Raw genomic sequence first — 16,202 nt, 5'->3', positions numbered from 1 at the left:
CGGATCTCGGCCAGAAGATCATCCACCTGGTTGCCGATCGGCCGCACCAGGATCTCGGGATCCATGAGGCCGGTCGGGCGCAGGAGCTGCTCCACCACCTCGCCGCCGCTGCGCTCCAGCTCGTAGGGGCCGGGGGTCGCCGAGACGTAGAGAAGCTGCGTGGTTCGGGCCTGGAATTCCTCGAAGGTGAGCGGCCGGTTGTCCACCGCCGAGGGAAGCCGGAAGCCGTAGTCCACGAGGGTCTGCTTGCGCGATCGGTCGCCGCGGAACATCCCCTTGATTTGCGGCACCGTGACGTGGCTCTCGTCCAGGATCATCAGGGCGTCGGCGGGCAGGTAGTCGAGCAGCGTCGGCGGCGGCTCGCCGGGGCTGCGACCGGTGAGGTGGCGCGAATAGTTCTCGATCCCATGGCAGTAGCCGATCTCCTGGATCATCTCCAGGTCGAACATCGTCCGCTGGTGCAGGCGCTGCGCTTCCAGCAGCTTGCCGGCCGATTCCAGCGCCGCCAGCCGGGCCGCCAGCTCCGCCTTGATTGCCTCGACGGCATCCACCAGCCGCTCGCGCGGCGTCACGTAGTGGGAGTTGGGATAGACCGGAATGCGACCCAGCTTGCGCAGCACCGATCCGCGAATCGGATCGATGGCGCTGAGCGATTCCAACGAATCACCGAAGAACTCTGCGCGGATGGCGAACTCCTCGTAGGCCGGGAAGATCTCCACCACGTCGCCGCGCACGCGGAAGGCGCCACGCTCCAGGTCCAGCGGCTTGCGGTCGTACTGGATCTCGACCAGCTTGCGCAGCATCACGTCCCGGTCCAGCGCCGCCCCTTCCTCGAGCAGGAGCATCATGCCGTGGTAGGCCTCGGGGGAGCCCAATCCGTAGATGCACGAGACCGACGACACGATCACCACGTCGCGCCGCTCGAACAGGGAGCGGGTGGCGGAGTGGCGCAGCCGCTCGATCTCGTCGTTGACGGTGGCCTCCTTCTCGATGAAGGTGTCGCTCTGCGGGACGTAGGCCTCCGGCTGATAGTAGTCGTAGTAGGAGACGAAATACTCGACGGCGTTGTCCGGGAAGAAGCGCCGGAACTCCTGGTGCAGCTGCGCGACGAGGGTCTTGTTGTGCGACAGGACCAGGGTGGGGCGGTTCACCGCGGCGATGAGATGGGCCATGGTAAAGGTCTTGCCGGAGCCGGTGACCCCCATCAGGACCTGGTCGCGGCTGCCGCTGTTGATCTTCTCGACCAGCCGAGCGATCGCCTCCGGCTGGTCCCCCTTGGGCTCGAAGTCGGAAACCAGGTGGAAGCGGCCGTCCTCGGGCCCCGGCCAGGAGGGGCGCCGGGGCATCTCGGCGGTCGCCACCGGCGGGAGATCGGAGCCACCCTGGGCTGATGGAGAAGTCTTCTTGCGCGCCATGGCCTCTCGCGTGCGGGGGTTGTGTTGCTCTCTTGCTGTGTTATACTGCGCGGCGATGATAACAGATGTAAGTGCTGACAGCAAAGGAATTGAACAGCCTCCTCGCCGTCCCCGCACCCGCCGCCTCATCATCGTGCTCGTGCTCCTGGGCATTGCCATCGTCACCGGCTCGATCATCGGCGGACTGCTGACTTCGGACATCCCGGAGGTCACCCGGCTGGAGGATTGGAAACCCCCCGTCGTCAGCGTCCTTTATGCCGGAGATGGGACCCCCACCTACCAGTACGGGGGGGAGAAGCGGATCTTGGTCGATTTCGAGCAGATCCCGCCGCAGTTCCTGCAGGCCATCGTGGCGACCGAGGATTCCCGCTTCTACCACCATTTCGGGGTCGATCCGCTGGGGATCACACGGGCGCTGTGGCGTGACCTGGTGCATGCGCGTTTCAAGGAGGGGGGAAGCACCCTGACCCAGCAGCTCGCCAAGCTCCTTTTTCTCCGACCCGACAAGACGCTGCGCCGCAAGGCCCAGGAAGCGATCCTGGCGATGCAGATCGAGAAAACCTACACGAAGAAAGAAATCCTGGTCTTCTACTGCAACCAGATCTATCTCGGCCACGGGCGCTATGGCGTTGAGACCGCCTCGCAGTTCTACTTCGGCAAGCCGGCCCGTGAGATGACGCTGGCGGAATCGGCGCTGCTGGCGGGCCTGGTGCAGCGCCCCGAGGCCTACACGCCGCTGCGCAATCCCGACCTCGCCATCCGGCGGAGGAACCATGTTCTCCGGCGCATGGTCGAGGAGGGGTACGTGAAGGAAGCCGAGGCGAAGGTGGCGACGGCGGAGCCGTTTCACAAGATCCGGCCGCGAGAGGAATCCAATCTGGCGCCTTTCTTCGTGGAGGAGGTGCGTCGCTACCTCGACCGGATCTACGGAGAGGTCACGCTCTACCAGGAGGGGCTGGAGGTCTACACGACTCTCGATCCCGCGATGCAGCGCGCCGCCAACGATGCCATGAGCCGCGGGCTGAGGGCGGTCGACAAGCGCCAGGGATTCAGGCCTATCACCAGCAATATCCTGCGCGACGCGACGGCAACCCTCGAGTCGTACAAGAACCCGGAGTGGGAGCACCCGCCGGAGAAGGGCGACCTCGTGCACGGCCTGGTGATGCGCTCCGATAAGAAGACCGCCACGGTGCGCATCGGGGAGTTCCAGGGCGCCGTCGGAATGCCGGAGATCCAGTGGACGCGTGCCTCCTCGGTCTCCGCCATCCTGCACGCCGGCGACGTCACGCTGTTCGAGGTCAAGGACGTCGATCGCAACGCCAAGCACGTCCGGCTCGCGCTGGACCAGGAGCCGATCGTCGAAGGCTCGCTGATGGCGATGGACCCCGGGACGGGCGAGGTGAAGGCCCTGGTGGGCGGCTACGATTTCTCGCGCTCGCAGTTCGATCGGGTCATGCAGTCGTACCGCCAGCCGGGCTCCGCATTCAAGCCGTTCGTCTACCTGGCGGCGCTCGATTCGCAGTACACGCTGGCCGACACCCTGTTCGACGAGCCGACGGTGTTCCTCGACGGCAAGACCAACGTCGAATACCAGCCCGAGAACTACACCCGCAAGTACTACGGCGCGATGACCCTGCGCACTGCGCTGGAGGAGAGCCGCAACATCGTCTCGGTGAAGCTCCTCAACCAGGTGGGCTACCGCAAGACGATCGACCTGGCGCAGCGCATGGGGATCAGCAGCCGCCTGAATCCCTACCCCTCGCTGGCGCTGGGAGCGGCGGAAGTCTCGCTGTGGGATCTCGTCTCGGCCTACTCGGTCTTTCCCAATCAGGGAATCCGGATCGAGCCGCACCTGCTGCGCAAGGTGGTGGATCGTTCAGGCAAGGTGCGCGAGGAGACGCATCCCGAAGTGCGCGAGGTGATCAAGCCCGACATCGCCTACCTGATGGCATACGCGCTGCAGGGGGTCACGGAGACGGGCACCGGGGCCGCGGCGCGCGTGCTGAACCGCCCCATCGCCGGGAAGACCGGCACGACCGACGATCTCGCCGATGCCTGGTTCGTCGGGTTCACCCCGAGCCTGGTGGTGGGGGTCTGGGTGGGCTTCGATCAGAGGAAGAGCCTCGGGGTCGACGAGACCGGGGCGCACGTGGCGCTGCCGATCTGGATCGACTTCCTGCAGAACGCGCTCAAGGATCAGGCGGTGGAGAAGTTCCCTCGTCCCTCCAACATCAGCTTCGTGCCCGTGGATCGGCGCACCGGATTGAAGGCCGGGGTGGACACGCACTGCCAGCCGATCATCCTGGAGGCGTTCCTGCGCGGCACCGAGCCGACCGCCTTCTGCTCCGAGGCGCAGCACGAGAAGATCACGCTTCCCTATTACCTGCAGCGCTACCCTTTCAACCGCAAGAACGAGCTGAGGGTAGATGCCGAAGGGCTGCGACGGATCCTGGATGCCTCGGATGGGGACGTGTCGCTGGACGAGGAAGGACGACGCCTTGTGCTGCACCGTCCGGAAGGAGACCTGGCGGTGCCTCTCGATATCGGGCGGCGCGATCTACGCGACCTGCTGGAAGAGCAGGGAACCACCGACGAAGGGTCGGTCACGGGCGGCCTGCTCGCGGCGACTCCGCGCCGTACCGGCGTCGACGGCCGGGAGGCGACGGTGGTCCTGATCAAATACGACTGAGAGTCGAGCTGCCGCGCACCGTCCAGTGCGCGTTCAGGTATTTCCGGGCCCGCAACCGCCGTGCCAGCCTCTGCTCCCCTTCCGTCAGCTCCCCGATCGACCAGCGAATCGAGAAGGTCTCCTCGAGCCCCCGCGCGACCGCCAACGCCGCCTCTTCCGGATCCGGGCGGCGGCCCAGCAGCTCCCGCAGCGTCGTCCAGCCGCGCCGGTCCTCACGCTGGCCCCCGGTGGCGTCGTCGAACAGGCGCTCGTTGGCGTCGAGCAGCAGGGAGCCGTGCTGCAGCGAGGCGCCCTTGCGGCGCACCTGCGCCGAACCCACCACCTTGCGCCCCGCGAAAGTGATCTCGTAGCTTCCGGCACGCGCGAAGCATTGCGCGGGCGAGACGGAAGGCGGCGCGCAGTGCGCCGGCGCCGGAGGATCGGGCTGCAGCCCGAGGAGCGACAGGCCGCGCACGATCCCCGAGGCGATGCGGCGGTACGATTCGAGAATCGATCCGCAGAAGGGATCGGCCTCCGTGGGACCCACCAGGCTGTAGGTCATCTCGCGATCGTGCAGCACCGCCGCGCCGCCCGTGGGACGCCGGACGACGGGAATGCCGTGGTCGCGGCAGAAGCCCTGGTCCACGGAGCGCAGCGCGTCCTGGAAGCGGCCGAGCGACAGCGTCGGCACGCTCCAGCCGTAGATGCGCAGGGTGGGAGGGAACGCGGCCCCGGAGGAGCGACACCACTCCAGCATCGCTTCGTCGCGCGCCATGTTCTCGAAACCGTCGAGGGGAGGATCCAGCAGGAGGCGCCAGGCCGGCCGGCTCACGCCAGGACCTTTTCCATCGGCACGTGGGGCAGGTTTTGAGAGGCGGCCACGGCCGGATGCACGACCTTGCCGTCGAAGGTGTTCAGCCCGAGGGCCAGGACGCGATCCTGGCGCAGCGCCTCCTTCAGGCCCGCCTGGGCGATGCGATAGATGTAGGGCATCGTCACGTTGGTGAGGGCGTAGGTCGAGGTCCGGGGCACGGCTCCCGGCATGTTGGCGACGCAGTAGTGGACCACGCCGTCCACCTCGAAGGTCGGATGGCTGTGCGTCGTGGCGTGGGTCGTCTCGATGCAGCCTCCCTGGTCCACCGCCACGTCGACGATGACCGATCCCTTCTTCATGGTCGACACCATGCTGCGGCGCACCAGCTTCGGGGCGGCCGCCCCGGCGATGAGCACCGCGCCCACCAGCAGATCGGCCCGCGCCACCGACTCGGCCAGGTAATAGGCATTGCTCATCAGCGTCTCGACCCGCCCGCCGAAGATGTCGTCGAGGTAGCGCATGCGGGCCGCCGAGCGCTCCAGCACCGTGACCCGGGCGCCGAGGCCCAGCGCCAGCTTGGCGGCATTCGTCCCGACCGTGCCGCCCCCGATGATCACCACCTGACCCGGGAGCACGCCCGGCACTCCGCCGAGCAGGATGCCGACGCCGCCGCGCGTGCGCTGCAGGTAATGGGTGCCCACCTGGATCGACATGCGGCCGGCCACCTCGCTCATCGGGGTGAGCAGCGGCAGCGAGCCGTCGGGCTCCTCGATCGTCTCGTAGGCGATTCCGGTGACCCCGGCCTCGAGGAGCCCGTTGGTCTGCTGCGGATCGGGAGCCAGATGCAGGTAGGTGAAAAGGATCTGCCCGCGTCGCAGGCGCGCAATCTCGGCAGGCTGCGGCTCCTTGACCTTGACGATCATCTCCGCCTCGCCGAACACCCGATCGGCGGAGTCGACCAGAGTCCCTCCGGCGACGCGGTATTCCTCGTCGGAGACGCCGCTCCCCTTGCCCGCGCCCGCTTCGATCAGGACGCGGTGGCCGGCGTCGGCCAGGCTCTTCACGCCGGCCGGCACCATGCTCACGCGGTATTCGTTGTCCTTGATCTCTCTCGGCACGCCGAGGATCATGCGCGCCTCGCGCGGGAGGCGGATGGCCGCCCGCTTCTAGACATCGATCTGGGCCTTCTGCAGCTTGCCGCTGAAATCGACGTAAATCGCCTTCCACTCGGAGAAGATGTCGAGGGCCGTGTCGGCCGCCTCGCGATGGCCGTTCCCGGTCTGCTTCGTCCCGCCGAAGGGAAGCTGCACTTCGGCGCCGATGGTGGAGCTGTTGACGTAGAAAATCCCGGTGAACATCTCGCGCATGGCGATGAAGGCCTTGTTCACGTCCTGTGTATAGATGGCCGACGAGAGGCCGTAGCGCACGCCGTTGCCGATCTCCACCGCCTGGTCGAGTGAATCGCAGGGAATGACCGACAGCACGGGGCCGAAGATCTCCTCCTGCGCCAGGCGTGAGCCCGGCTCCACGTCAGAGAAGACGGTGGGGGCGAAGTAGTTGCCGCGGCCGAGATCCCCCTTGGTCAGGCGCACCCCGCCGCACAGGAGCTTGGCCGACTCGTCGCGCCCTATCTGCACGTACTCGGCGACCTTCTTCAAGGCTCCTTCGTTGATCACCGGGCCCATCTCCACCGACTCGTCGAGCCCGTCGCCGACTCTCAGATTCTTGGTGCGCTCCACCAGCTTTTCCACGAACTCGTCGTAGACCTTCTTGTGCACGACGACGCGACTGGTGGCGGTGCAGCGCTGCCCTGAGGTCCCAAAGGCCCCCCAGAGGACACCGTCGAGGGCCAGATCCAGGCGGGCATCATCCATCACCAGGATGACATTCTTGCCCCCCATCTCGAGGGAGCAGCGCTTGAAGAGGCGCGCCGAGGTCTCCCCGACCCTGCCGCCCGTCTCGGTCGATCCGGTGAACGACACGAGGTCGATCCCGGGGCTTTCCAACAGCGGCGTACCCACCTTCGTGCCCGAGCCGGTGACCAGGTTGACCACGCCGCGCGGGATTCCCGCCTCCTGGCAGACCTTGACGAGGTGGTAGGCGCTCATCGGCGTGTCGGAAGCGGGCTTGATCACCACGGTATTGCCACAGACCAGCGCCGGCATAAGCTTCCACGAGGGAATCGCCATCGGGAAGTTCCAGGGCGTGATGAGGGCGCAGGCCCCGACCGGCATGCGCATCGACATGGCGTATTTGTTGGGAAGCTCGGAAGGAACCGTCTTGCCGAACATCCGCCGGCCCTCGCCCGCGGTGTAGTAGGCGATGTCGATCCCTTCCTGCACATCGCCGCGCGCCTCTTTCAGGACCTTTCCCATCTCGCGCGTCATCTCGCGCGCGTATTCATCCTTCTTCCGGACCAGGATTTCGCCGACCTTGTAGAGGTACTCGGCGCGCTTGGGGGCGGGCGTAAGGCGCCATTTCTTGAAGGCATCGCGCGCCGCCTGCACCGCGTTCTCCACGTCGGCGGCATCGCTGTCCTGGAAGAAGCCGACGATCTCGCTCGTATCGGCGGGATTGCGGTTTTCGAACTGCTTCCCCGAACCCGAAGTCACCCATTCGCCGTTGATGAAATTCCGGTAGGTCTTCGCTTCGGCCATGGTTTCCTCAGCCTTCCCGCCCGCCGGGCAGACGCGTAGATTATCTCGTTTGTTTTATAAGAATTGCGGAGGGAACCCTATCAGAGGCGGGAAAGCGTGTCAAGGATTCGGAAGGCGGGTAGCGGCTGCAAACTTTCCGGGTCGGAATGTGGTCAGGGCCCGAGTGCGAGGTTAGTCTCTTGTTACGGCAAAAAAAAACGCCCGGCAGCCGGTGCGGGCGATTTTGCTCTCTCTCGTTTAAGGTGGGGGGGTAAGGGCAGGCATTTTGCGTGGATTGCCTGCATCGGCTGCCGGATCTTCTTTTCCGACTCAGGAAGTACTGGAAGGGTTTAATCTTCGCTTCCTGAACTGTGCCCGCCTATATAGCAAACCTTTTGCCACCTTCACCACTCGATTCTTGGAACATCACCTTACTAGCACACCGAACAAGAGTTAGAAAAGAAATCAGGGCGCACTGTTCCGGCCTCGACGGCGCCTCGTTCCGTCCATTTTGGCGCACTGTGTCCTCAGGCGGTCTCGAAAGCGGGATGATTGATGCGGAAATTGCGGAGGGTAATCAGCCGACGCGCTTCCTGAGCTCGCGGATCTTGGAGGCGACTTCGCGGTAATTGGAGTTCACGCCGTAAACTTCCGAGAAGAGCGACAGGGCCTGGGAGTACTCGCCACGCTCCGCGTGGAGCTCCCCCAGGTCGTAGCGCAATCCCTGGCACTTCTCCTCGTGGTGCGGGCCGGAGTCCAGCGCCTTGCGGTACCACTTCACGGCGAGCTCCGACATCCCTTTCTCCCGGAAGCAGATTCCCAGAATGCTGCAGCATTCCAGGAAAAGCTTGGGATCGCGGGATGCATACTGGAACTCCCCGATGGCCTCGTCGAGAAGCCCCATCTCCTTGTAGGCGATCCCCAGGTTGTAGCGGGTCTCGTAATCTTCCTCCTCGACCTGCTGATCCACTTTCTTGCGGAAGGCCTTGAAGATCTCGTCGATTCCCACCTCTTCCTTGGGGGATAGATGGGACAGGGGATCTCCGGAAGTCCCGGGCGTGCTGTCGACGGCGTGCGCGTTCAGCTCCGCCGCGAGATCGAAGAAACCGTCATCGGGCCGGATCTCCGCGCCTGCCTGGGCGCCTGGAGATGGATCTCGCCCGCCCCCCTTGAAAGCGAGCTCCACGTCCATATCGAGATCGCCTCCGGTGACCGGCAGCGGCGATCCTTCGCTTGCTTTCGGCTTCTGCATCGTTGTCTTGAGGCGCTCGACCTCGGGGTGCTCGGGCGCCATCGATTCCAGATCCTTGAGGATCGCTTCGGCCTCCTCCTTGAGGCCCTGGCGCATGGAGAACTCGAGCTGGCTGATCCGATCGCTCAGCGCGGCCTCGTCGGTTGCCGTCGCGTCGTTGTCATCCACCAGGTCGATGGCCATCTCTTCTTCGGGAGCGTCGAGATCGATGTCCAGGGATTCTTCGTCCGACGCGGCCGCCGCGGCAGGAACCCCGCGTTTCTCAGCGGGCTGCGCGGCGGAGCGCAGCGGCGTGGGAGAAGGCGCGGAGGCCGATACGCCGGGATCGAGGTCTCTCGCCTGCTCTTCCCACTCGGATGCCTTTTCCTCGTCTCCCTTGCCGCGCAGGATGCCGGCGACCTTCATGCAGATGACCGCCGCTTCCGGCTTCCGGCTTTCCTCCACCAGGACTTCCTTCATTTTTCCCAGCGAAGGGACATGGTCCGGATAGCGGTCGAGGATCGTCTGCAGCTGCTCGCGCGCCTTGGCGACGAGTCCGTACTTGAGGAAAACCTCCGCCTCCGTGAAATGCTCGCTCAGGAATTCCTCGTCGACCTCGGGCTTGGCGACGTCGCTGCGCATCTCCTGGATGACGCTCTTGCCCGAGTAGGCGGCGTCCTGCTCCTCGATCCCCTCCATGTCGATCTCGTCATCGATCGGCACCGGGTCGCCGATCAGGGAGTCCCGAGCCTCCAGCGACAAATCGAGCGGCTCTTCGTCCGCCTCGAGCTCCACGACTTTCTCCAGCTCGTCGAGCGACGGAACGAGCGCTTCCTCTGCGGAGGCTTCCCCCGCGTCGCCCTGGCGCGGCCGGTGCTCCTCCACCTTGGGGCGCAGCGCGCCGGCCACGGCGCTCTCCGGCGCCAGGTCCTGCAGCCGGTCCAGAAGCTCGGCCACCTTGTCCCATGCGCCATGGCCGGCATGCAGCTCCGCCAGACGCTCGAGGGCCGAGACCATTCCTTCGCGCGCCGAGGCTTCGGTCCAGACCGCCAGGATCTTCTCCAGGATGCCGGCGTTGTCCGGCGAAAACCCGAGCCCCGACTCCAGCAGCGCCGCGCTGCGCTGCGGTCCGAGGGCCTGGGCCTCCTGGGCCGCCGCCAGCAGCCTGTCGGAGGCCTTGCCCGTCTCCTGGCGGGACGCCAGGAAGCGCGCCTCGGTTTCCATGAGAGAGACGCGCGCCTCACCCGCGGAGGCCGTCGCAAGCAGCTTCTGGAACGCGTCCGGCTTTCCCGCCCCCAGGTAGGCCTCTCCGAGGAGCTGCAGGTAGCGCTGGTTCCCCGGCTCCCCCTTGTGCAGAGATTCCAGGGCGCTCAGCGCCTCTCCTGGATGCTTGCCGGCCGCCTGCAGCAGCTCGGCCATCTGGCCGAGGACTTCGGGGTGCGACGGCTGCAGGCGCGAGGCCTTCTGCAGCACCTTGAGCGCTTCCTCCGACATGGCGCGCTTTTTCAGCTCCGCCACTACCGCGAGATAGCCCTCGCAGGCCTCGGCCACGTCCCCTTCCTTCGCATGGATTTCGGCCACGAGCAGCCGCACCTTCACGTTGGCGGGCTCGATGGCCAGCACTTTGCCGTAAAGGTCCAGGGCCTTTTCACGCAGGCTCGACTTGAGGCATTGCTCCGCCAGCGCCACGAGCTGCGTGCGCGCCTCGCTCGTCATCCCCTGTTTGGCGTACATGTCGGCCAGGCGCTCGTTGGCCTCGAGGTGCGCCGGCTCCAGCTTCGTGATCTTCTTGTACATGGCGATGGCCTTCAGGTGAAAACCGTCGCCGGCGTAGAAGTCGGCGATCCGCATGAACTGCTTGATGCCTTCCTTGTTGCGGCGCAGGCGGACGTAGAGATCGCCGATCCGGTTGATGGTGTTAACGTCGCGCGGGTTGTCGTCGGAGAGGACCAGGTAGTGCTTGATGGCGTCTTCCAGCTTCCCCTGACGCACCAGCTTGTCGGCGGTCTCCAGGACCTTTGCGCGGTTCAGCGCCAACTCAGTCCTCCCCTTCGAGCAGGCAGGGTTGGGTCCAGGAGAAAGTGCGCCGGTGCAGCGGCGAGGGACCGATGTCGCCGAGCGTCCGGCGATGCTCCTCGGTTCCGTACCCCTTGTTCCGGTGGAAGCGATAGGCGGGAAACTGATCGTCGAAGGCGCGCATCATCTCGTCCCGGAACACTTTCGCCAGAATGGAGGCGGCGGCAATCGACGGGCTGCGTGCGTCGCCGTGGATGAGGCTCAGCTGTCGCAAGGGAACCGCGGGAAGACGGACGGCGTCGATCAGCAAAGCGTCGGGGACGGTCGGCAGGGCCGCCACCGCATCGCGCATGGCGACCAGGGTCGCCTGGAAGACGTTTATCTCATCCACGACTTCCGCCTCGGCAACGCCGAACCCGTAAGCGACGGCGGAGAGCACGATGTGACCGAACAGGCCGCGGCGCCTCTCCTCGGTGAGCAGCTTGGAGTCCTTCACGCCCCGCAGCCGGCAGCCGCGATCCAGGATGACCGCGGCCGCGACGACCGGGCCCGCGAGAGAGCCCCGGCCCACCTCGTCCACTCCGGCGATGAGGCCGCAGCCGTCGCGTCGCAGGGCGTTTTCGTGGGTCCAGCGCACGACGAGCGCTTCCCCGCCCTAGACGTATTTCTTCTCGGCGATCCGGGCCGCTTTCCCGCGCCGCTCGCGCAGGTAGAAAAGCTTGGCGCGGCGCACGCGACCCTGGCGCGCCACTTCCACCTTGTTCAGGATCGGGGAGTGCAGCGGAAAGATCCGCTCGACCCCGACGCCATCGGAGATCTTGCGAACCGTGAAGGAAGCATTGACCCCGCCGCCACGGCGCGCGATCACCATCCCTTCGAAGACCTGGATGCGCTCCTTCTCCCCTTCCCTCACCTTGACGTGCACCTTCACCGTGTCGCCCACGGAGAACACGGGGGCCTTCTCCCGCAGCTCCCTGGCTTCCACCATTTTCACCCAGTCCATGACGCTTCTCCGCAGCTTGGTTGTGACGAACGCTCGAGCCTGCTCAACTTCCGGAATCATTCTGCGACGCCCGGATCAGGTCCGGACGCTTCTGCTCGGTGGCTTCCAGCGCCTTGCGCGCGCGCCAGCGGGCGATCTCGGCATGGTTGCCGGACAGCAGCACCTCGGGAACCGCGTGCCCTCGGAACACCGGCGGCCGCGTGTATTGCGGATATTCGAGAGCGCCGGCGGAGAAGGAATCCTCCAGGGCGCTCGCCGAGCTCCCCAGCACCCCGGGCACCAGCCGCGAGACCGCATCCAGAATCACCATCGCAGGCAGCTCGCCCCCCGTCAGCACGTAGTCGCCGATCGAGATCTCCTCGTCGCACAGGAACTCCCGCACCCGCTCGTCGACTCCCTCGTAGCGCCCGCAGACGAGGATCATGCGGTCGAGATCGCGCGCCAGGGACCAGGCACGCTGCTGGCTGAAAGGCGCCCCCTGCGGGCTCATCAGGATGACCCGGCTGCGGGCCGCGGGATGCCGCTTCTGGATGTCTTCCACGGCCTCGAAAATCGGCTCGGGCATCAGGACCATGCCTCCCCCGCCGCCGTAGGGGGTGTCATCCACCTGACGGTGCCGGTCATGCGTGTACTCGCGCAGGTCGTGCACCCGCACCTCAAGGAGTCCCTTCTCGCGACCGCGCTTCAGGATGCTCTCGTTGAGCGCGCCCGCGAGGATGCCTGGAAACAGAGTCACCACGTCAAATTGCATCGAGATCCAGCAGCCCTTCGGGGGGGTCGATCTCGATGAGCCCGGCGGTGAGATCGACGCGTGTGCAAATCGTGCGGGCGAACGGAATCAGGAATTCGTGATCCCTTTCTCCCCGGACCATGAGGAGGTCGGTCCCGCCGGTCGGAACGATGTCCACCACTTTTCCCAGGAGGCGATCTCCCGGCGCCCGGACCTCCAGTCCCACGAGGCGGAAAATATAATAGGTGCCCTCGGGGAGGTCAACCAAATCCTTACTTTGTAGGTAGATATCCGAGCCTGCGAGGGGCTGGAGCAGGCCGGGATCGGCGATTCCCGACAGGCTCAAGACCACCCGATCCCGATAGCACTCGACCGTCCCCAGGATGCGATCCTCGGTCGACCCGGGCCGGGCAAAGCGCAGCACCTGGCCGGGGTGGAACGGGCTTTCCGAGCCGGGAGCCAGCCGGGCTGTCAGCAAACCTTTGGCGCCCCGGATGCGGACGTTTCGGGCCACCTGCACCCACTTGCCGGGATCCTGGCTTCCCTCCACCCCTATTCCAGGATCCGCAGCAGAGCCCGGCAGCCCAGCTTCTCGCCGGCGAGGCTCACCAGCGAGCGCAGGGCGCGAGCCGTCCTTCCCTGGCGCCCGATAACCTTTCCCATGTCATCCGGATCGACCCGTAGCTCGACGACGATCGTGTCGGACCGGGAGGCTTCGCTCACCTGGACTTCTTCCGGATGGTCCACGAAGGATCGGACCAGAAGCCCCACCATCCCCGACACTGCTCCGCTTCGCCGGTCGCGCATCACCCTTTCCGTTTCAGGCCTGGGCGACGCGGGCCCGCTCAATCAGCTTGCGGACCGTGTCCGAGGCCCGCGCTCCCTTGCGGATCCAGGCCTCGGCGCGCGCCACGTCCATCTTGATCACCGACGGACGGGGCTTGGGATCGTAGTGCCCGAGCGATTCGATGAAATCGCCGCCAGGCCGCAGCTGCGAGTCCGAAACCACGATGCGATAAAAAGGCTTGCTGCGCGTCCCGGCGCGCCGCAGTCGAATCTTCACCATTCCGGTTTTCCTCCTCCTCGTTGCGTCCCCGCGGGGACGGCTATCTCCTGAAGTTGCGGGCCAGGGACTTGAGCGAAGGGCCGCCGCCCCCGCTGAACATCTTCATCATCTTGCGCGCCTGCTTGAACTGCCGCAGCAGCTCGTTGACCTCCTGAACCGAGGTGCCCGAGCCTTTCGCGACGCGCAGGCGGCGACGGCCGTCGAGCACCTGCGGCGAGCGGCGCTCCTCGGGCGTCATCGAGCGGATGATCGCCTCGGTACGGGTCATCTTCTTCTCGTCCACTCCCTGCTCGGGCATCGGGACCCCGGGGATCATCCCGAGGATCTCCTTCATCGAGCCCATGCGCCGGATCTTTCCCATCTGCTCCAGAAAATCCTCGAGCGTGAACTGCTGCTTGCGCAGCTTGCGCTCGAGCGATTCCGCCTCGCCTTCCTGGAAGGTCTCCTGCGCCTTTTCGACCAGGCTGAGCACATCGCCCATGCCGAGGATCCTGGAGGCCATGCGATCGGGGTGGAAGACCTCGAGATCGGCGGGCTTCTCGCCGGTTCCCGCGAACTTGATCGGCACGCCGGTCACGCTGCGCACCGACAGCGCGGCCCCGCCGCGCGCGTCGCCGTCCAGCTTGGAGAGGATGATCCCGGTCAGCTTCACCTTGCGATGGAACTCCTGGGCGCTGCGCACGGCATCCTGGCCCGACATGGCATCGGCCACGTAGAGGACCTCGGTCGGCCGGACCCTCTCGACGATCCGCAGCAGCTCCTCCATCAGCTCCCGATCGATCTGCAGCCGGCCCGCGCTGTCCACCAGCAGGAAGTCGCATCCCGCCTGGCGCGCCGCGTAGATGGCGTGCGCGGCCAGCTCGATCGGATCGTTCCCGGCCTCGTCGAAGCAGCGCACTTCGACGCCGCGCGCCACGGTGGCGAGCTGCTCGCGGGCCGCCGGGCGGCGTACGTCGACCGAGACCAGCATCGGCCGGTGGCCGCGCTCCTTGAGGTATTTCCCCAGCTTCCCCGCGGTCGTCGTCTTGCCCGATCCCTGCAGGCCGCACAGCACCATGGTCGTCGGTGGCATGGAAGAGGTCTTGAGTCCCTGCCCGGGGCCGGCGAGCAGTGCTTCCAGCTCCTCCCGCACGATTCCGACCAGGTGCTGGCCCGGCGTGAGGCTTTTCAGCACCGCCTCTCCAACCGCGCGCTTCTTCAGGCGCGCCAGGAAATCCTGCGCCACCTGCACATTGACGTCGGCCTCGAGGAGCGCCAGGCGGACTTCGCGGATCCCTTCCTCGACCAGGGCCTCGTTGAGATGGCCCTGGCCCCGGAGGCGGCGCAGCACCCCCTGAATCCTGTCGCTGAACTGCTGGAACATGTTCCGTCCGCGGGAATCGTCGATCGAGGAAACAGCGGATTTTAGGGCTTCCGCTGAAGGCATGTCAACGCGGGGCGGCTTTTGGGAGGGATCGGGGCCTCAGACCAGCGAGAGGATGTGGCCCATCTTCTCCTTCTTCGTCTTCAGATAGCGCAGGGTGGCGTCGGAAGGGGGCACTTCGAGAGGCACCCGCTCCACGATTTCGAGACCATATCCCTTCAGGGCGATGAACTTGACCGGATTGTTGGTCAGCACCCGCAGCCGCCGCGCCCCCAGGTCGCGCAGGATCTGCGCCCCGATTCCATACTCGCGGTAATCGGCCTTGAAGCCGAGGCTGTGGTTGGCCTGCACCGTGTCCTCGCCCCGGTCCTGCAGCTCGTAGGCGCGCAGCTTGTTGACCAGCCCGATGCCGCGCCCTTCCTGCCGGAGATAGACCAGGATTCCCCGGCCTTCCCGCGCGATGAACTCGAGAGCCTTCTCGAGCTGGGCCCCGCAATCGCAGCGCGTCGAGCCGAAGACATCCCCGGTGAGGCACTCGGAGTGGACCCGCACCAGGACCGGCTCGCCCGGCACGATCTTCCCCATCACCAGGGCGAGGTGGTTCTTGGGCTCGATGTCGCTCTCGTAGGCGATGATCTTGAAGTCGCCGTAGCGCGTCGGCAGCTTGGGCTGCGCCACGCGGCGCACCAGCCGCTCGTTCTGCAGGCGGTAGCGGATCAGCTCGGCGATGGTCAGGATCCGGATGCGGTGGCGGCGCGAGAACTTCAGAAGATCGGGCAGGCGCGACATCGTCCCGTCCTCCTTGAGAATCTCGCAGATCACCCCCGCCGGCGCCAGACCGGCCATGCGCGCCAGATCGACCGCCGCCTCGGTCTGCCCGGCCCGCTTGAGCACTCCGCCGTCGCGCGCCCTGAGAGGAAACATGTGGCCCGGACGGGCCAGATCGGAGGGGCGGGCGCGCGGGTCGACGGCCACCCGGATCGTCTCGGCGCGATCCGCCGCCGATATCCCGGTCGACACCTTGCGGCGCGCTTCGATGCTGACGCAGAAAGCGGTCTGGTAATTGGAGGTGTTCTCCTCGACCATGAGAGGGATGTCGAGGTCGGCGAGCCGCTGGGCCGTCATCGGCAGGCAGATCAGCCCCCGCCCGAAGCGCGCCATGAAGTTGATGGCGTCGGGCGTGATCTTCTCCGCGGCGAGCGTCAGATCGCCTTCGTTCTCACGATCCTCGTCGTCCACGACGATCACCATCCGCCCCGC

Annotated in this window: 14 protein-coding genes; 1 reads left to right on the top strand and 13 read right to left on the bottom strand. The window is 66.1% G+C overall.

Going from position 1 to position 16,202, the window contains the following annotated elements:
- Positions 1 to 1,346: DEAD/DEAH box helicase family protein (locus VFW45_06900; protein ID HEU5180501.1), on the bottom strand; the 1,346-nt coding region annotated here is incomplete at its 3' end.
- Between the two features lie 202 nt (positions 1,347 to 1,548).
- On the opposite strand from VFW45_06900, the gene VFW45_06895 reads away from it, so the two are divergent.
- Positions 1,549 to 4,104 carry a PBP1A family penicillin-binding protein gene (locus tag VFW45_06895; GenBank protein HEU5180500.1) on the top strand — a complete coding sequence of 852 codons (2,556 nt, stop codon included), beginning with the start codon at positions 1,549 to 1,551 and terminating at the stop codon, positions 4,102 to 4,104.
- On the opposite strand, the gene VFW45_06890 is transcribed toward VFW45_06895, so the two are convergent.
- The 12 genes from VFW45_06890 to VFW45_06835 form a co-directional block, all read right to left on the bottom strand.
- Positions 4,091 to 4,915 (bottom strand): lipoate--protein ligase family protein, encoded by an 825-nt coding sequence (locus tag VFW45_06890; protein ID HEU5180499.1) that lies wholly within the window; start codon positions 4,913 to 4,915, stop codon positions 4,091 to 4,093. The genes VFW45_06895 and VFW45_06890 overlap by 14 nt on opposite strands.
- Complete coding sequence (gene ald, locus VFW45_06885) at positions 4,912 to 6,027, bottom strand: alanine dehydrogenase (protein ID HEU5180498.1); 1,116 nt, start codon at positions 6,025 to 6,027, stop codon at positions 4,912 to 4,914. Before ald ends, VFW45_06890 begins: the two co-directional genes overlap by 4 nt.
- Positions 6,028 to 6,063: 36 nt before the next feature.
- Positions 6,064 to 7,554 (bottom strand): aldehyde dehydrogenase family protein, encoded by a 1,491-nt coding sequence (locus VFW45_06880; protein HEU5180497.1) that lies wholly within the window; start codon positions 7,552 to 7,554, stop codon positions 6,064 to 6,066.
- Positions 7,555 to 8,110: 556 nt separating this feature from the next.
- A complete protein-coding gene (locus VFW45_06875) occupies positions 8,111 to 10,801 on the bottom strand; it encodes a hypothetical protein (protein HEU5180496.1) in 2,691 nt (896 codons plus the stop codon).
- A 1-nt stretch (position 10,802) separates the two neighbouring features.
- Positions 10,803 to 11,417, bottom strand: coding sequence for a ribonuclease HII (locus VFW45_06870; GenBank protein ID HEU5180495.1), 615 nt, complete (start codon positions 11,415 to 11,417; stop codon positions 10,803 to 10,805).
- An 18-nt stretch (positions 11,418 to 11,435) separates the two neighbouring features.
- Positions 11,436 to 11,783 (bottom strand): 50S ribosomal protein L19, encoded by a 348-nt coding sequence (gene rplS / locus VFW45_06865; protein ID HEU5180494.1) that lies wholly within the window; start codon positions 11,781 to 11,783, stop codon positions 11,436 to 11,438.
- 43 nt (positions 11,784 to 11,826) lie between these two features.
- Positions 11,827 to 12,534 carry a tRNA (guanosine(37)-N1)-methyltransferase TrmD gene (trmD, locus tag VFW45_06860; GenBank protein HEU5180493.1) on the bottom strand — a complete coding sequence of 236 codons (708 nt, stop codon included), beginning with the start codon at positions 12,532 to 12,534 and terminating at the stop codon, positions 11,827 to 11,829.
- On the bottom strand, positions 12,524 to 13,063 hold the full coding sequence (gene rimM / locus VFW45_06855) for a ribosome maturation factor RimM (protein HEU5180492.1): 540 nt from the start codon (positions 13,061 to 13,063) through the stop codon (positions 12,524 to 12,526). Before rimM ends, trmD begins: the two co-directional genes overlap by 11 nt.
- A 2-nt stretch (positions 13,064 to 13,065) precedes the next feature.
- On the bottom strand, positions 13,066 to 13,320 hold the full coding sequence (locus VFW45_06850; protein ID HEU5180491.1) for a KH domain-containing protein: 255 nt from the start codon (positions 13,318 to 13,320) through the stop codon (positions 13,066 to 13,068).
- 13 nt (positions 13,321 to 13,333) lie between these two features.
- Positions 13,334 to 13,579 (bottom strand): 30S ribosomal protein S16, encoded by a 246-nt coding sequence (gene rpsP, locus VFW45_06845; GenBank protein ID HEU5180490.1) that lies wholly within the window; start codon positions 13,577 to 13,579, stop codon positions 13,334 to 13,336.
- Positions 13,580 to 13,619: 40 nt separating this feature from the next.
- Positions 13,620 to 14,942, bottom strand: a complete 1,323-nt coding sequence (gene ffh, locus VFW45_06840; GenBank protein HEU5180489.1) for a signal recognition particle protein — start codon at positions 14,940 to 14,942, stop codon at positions 13,620 to 13,622.
- A gap of 99 nt (positions 14,943 to 15,041) precedes the next feature.
- Entirely contained in the window at positions 15,042 to 16,193 is a 1,152-nt protein-coding gene (locus VFW45_06835) for a bifunctional 3,4-dihydroxy-2-butanone-4-phosphate synthase/GTP cyclohydrolase II (protein HEU5180488.1), read from the bottom strand.
- Positions 16,194 to 16,202 lie beyond the last annotated feature (9 nt).

This window comes from Candidatus Polarisedimenticolia bacterium, from assembly GCA_035764505.1.
Lineage (GTDB): Bacteria > Acidobacteriota > Polarisedimenticolia > Gp22-AA2 > AA152 > AA152.
Note: the sequence above shows the minus strand (reverse complement) of the source record. Positions and strands in the feature narration are given on the sequence as shown.

Bases quoted from the DNA above. Each gene is read 5' to 3' on its own strand.
- trmD (HEU5180493.1), bottom strand. From the start codon at position 12,534: ATGCAATTTGACGTGGTGACTCTGTTTCCAGGCATCCTCGCGGGCGCG.
- VFW45_06850 (HEU5180491.1), bottom strand. From the start codon at position 13,320: ATGCGCGACCGGCGAAGCGGAGCAGTGTCGGGGATGGTGGGGCTTCTG.
- VFW45_06835 (HEU5180488.1), bottom strand. From the start codon at position 16,193: ATGGTGATCGTCGTGGACGACGAGGATCGTGAGAACGAAGGCGATCTG.
- ald (HEU5180498.1), bottom strand. From the start codon at position 6,027: ATGATCCTCGGCGTGCCGAGAGAGATCAAGGACAACGAATACCGCGTG.
- ffh (HEU5180489.1), bottom strand. From the start codon at position 14,942: ATGTTCCAGCAGTTCAGCGACAGGATTCAGGGGGTGCTGCGCCGCCTC.
- rpsP (HEU5180490.1), bottom strand. From the start codon at position 13,579: ATGGTGAAGATTCGACTGCGGCGCGCCGGGACGCGCAGCAAGCCTTTT.
- VFW45_06880 (HEU5180497.1), bottom strand. From the start codon at position 7,554: ATGGCCGAAGCGAAGACCTACCGGAATTTCATCAACGGCGAATGGGTG.
- rplS (HEU5180494.1), bottom strand. From the start codon at position 11,783: ATGGACTGGGTGAAAATGGTGGAAGCCAGGGAGCTGCGGGAGAAGGCC.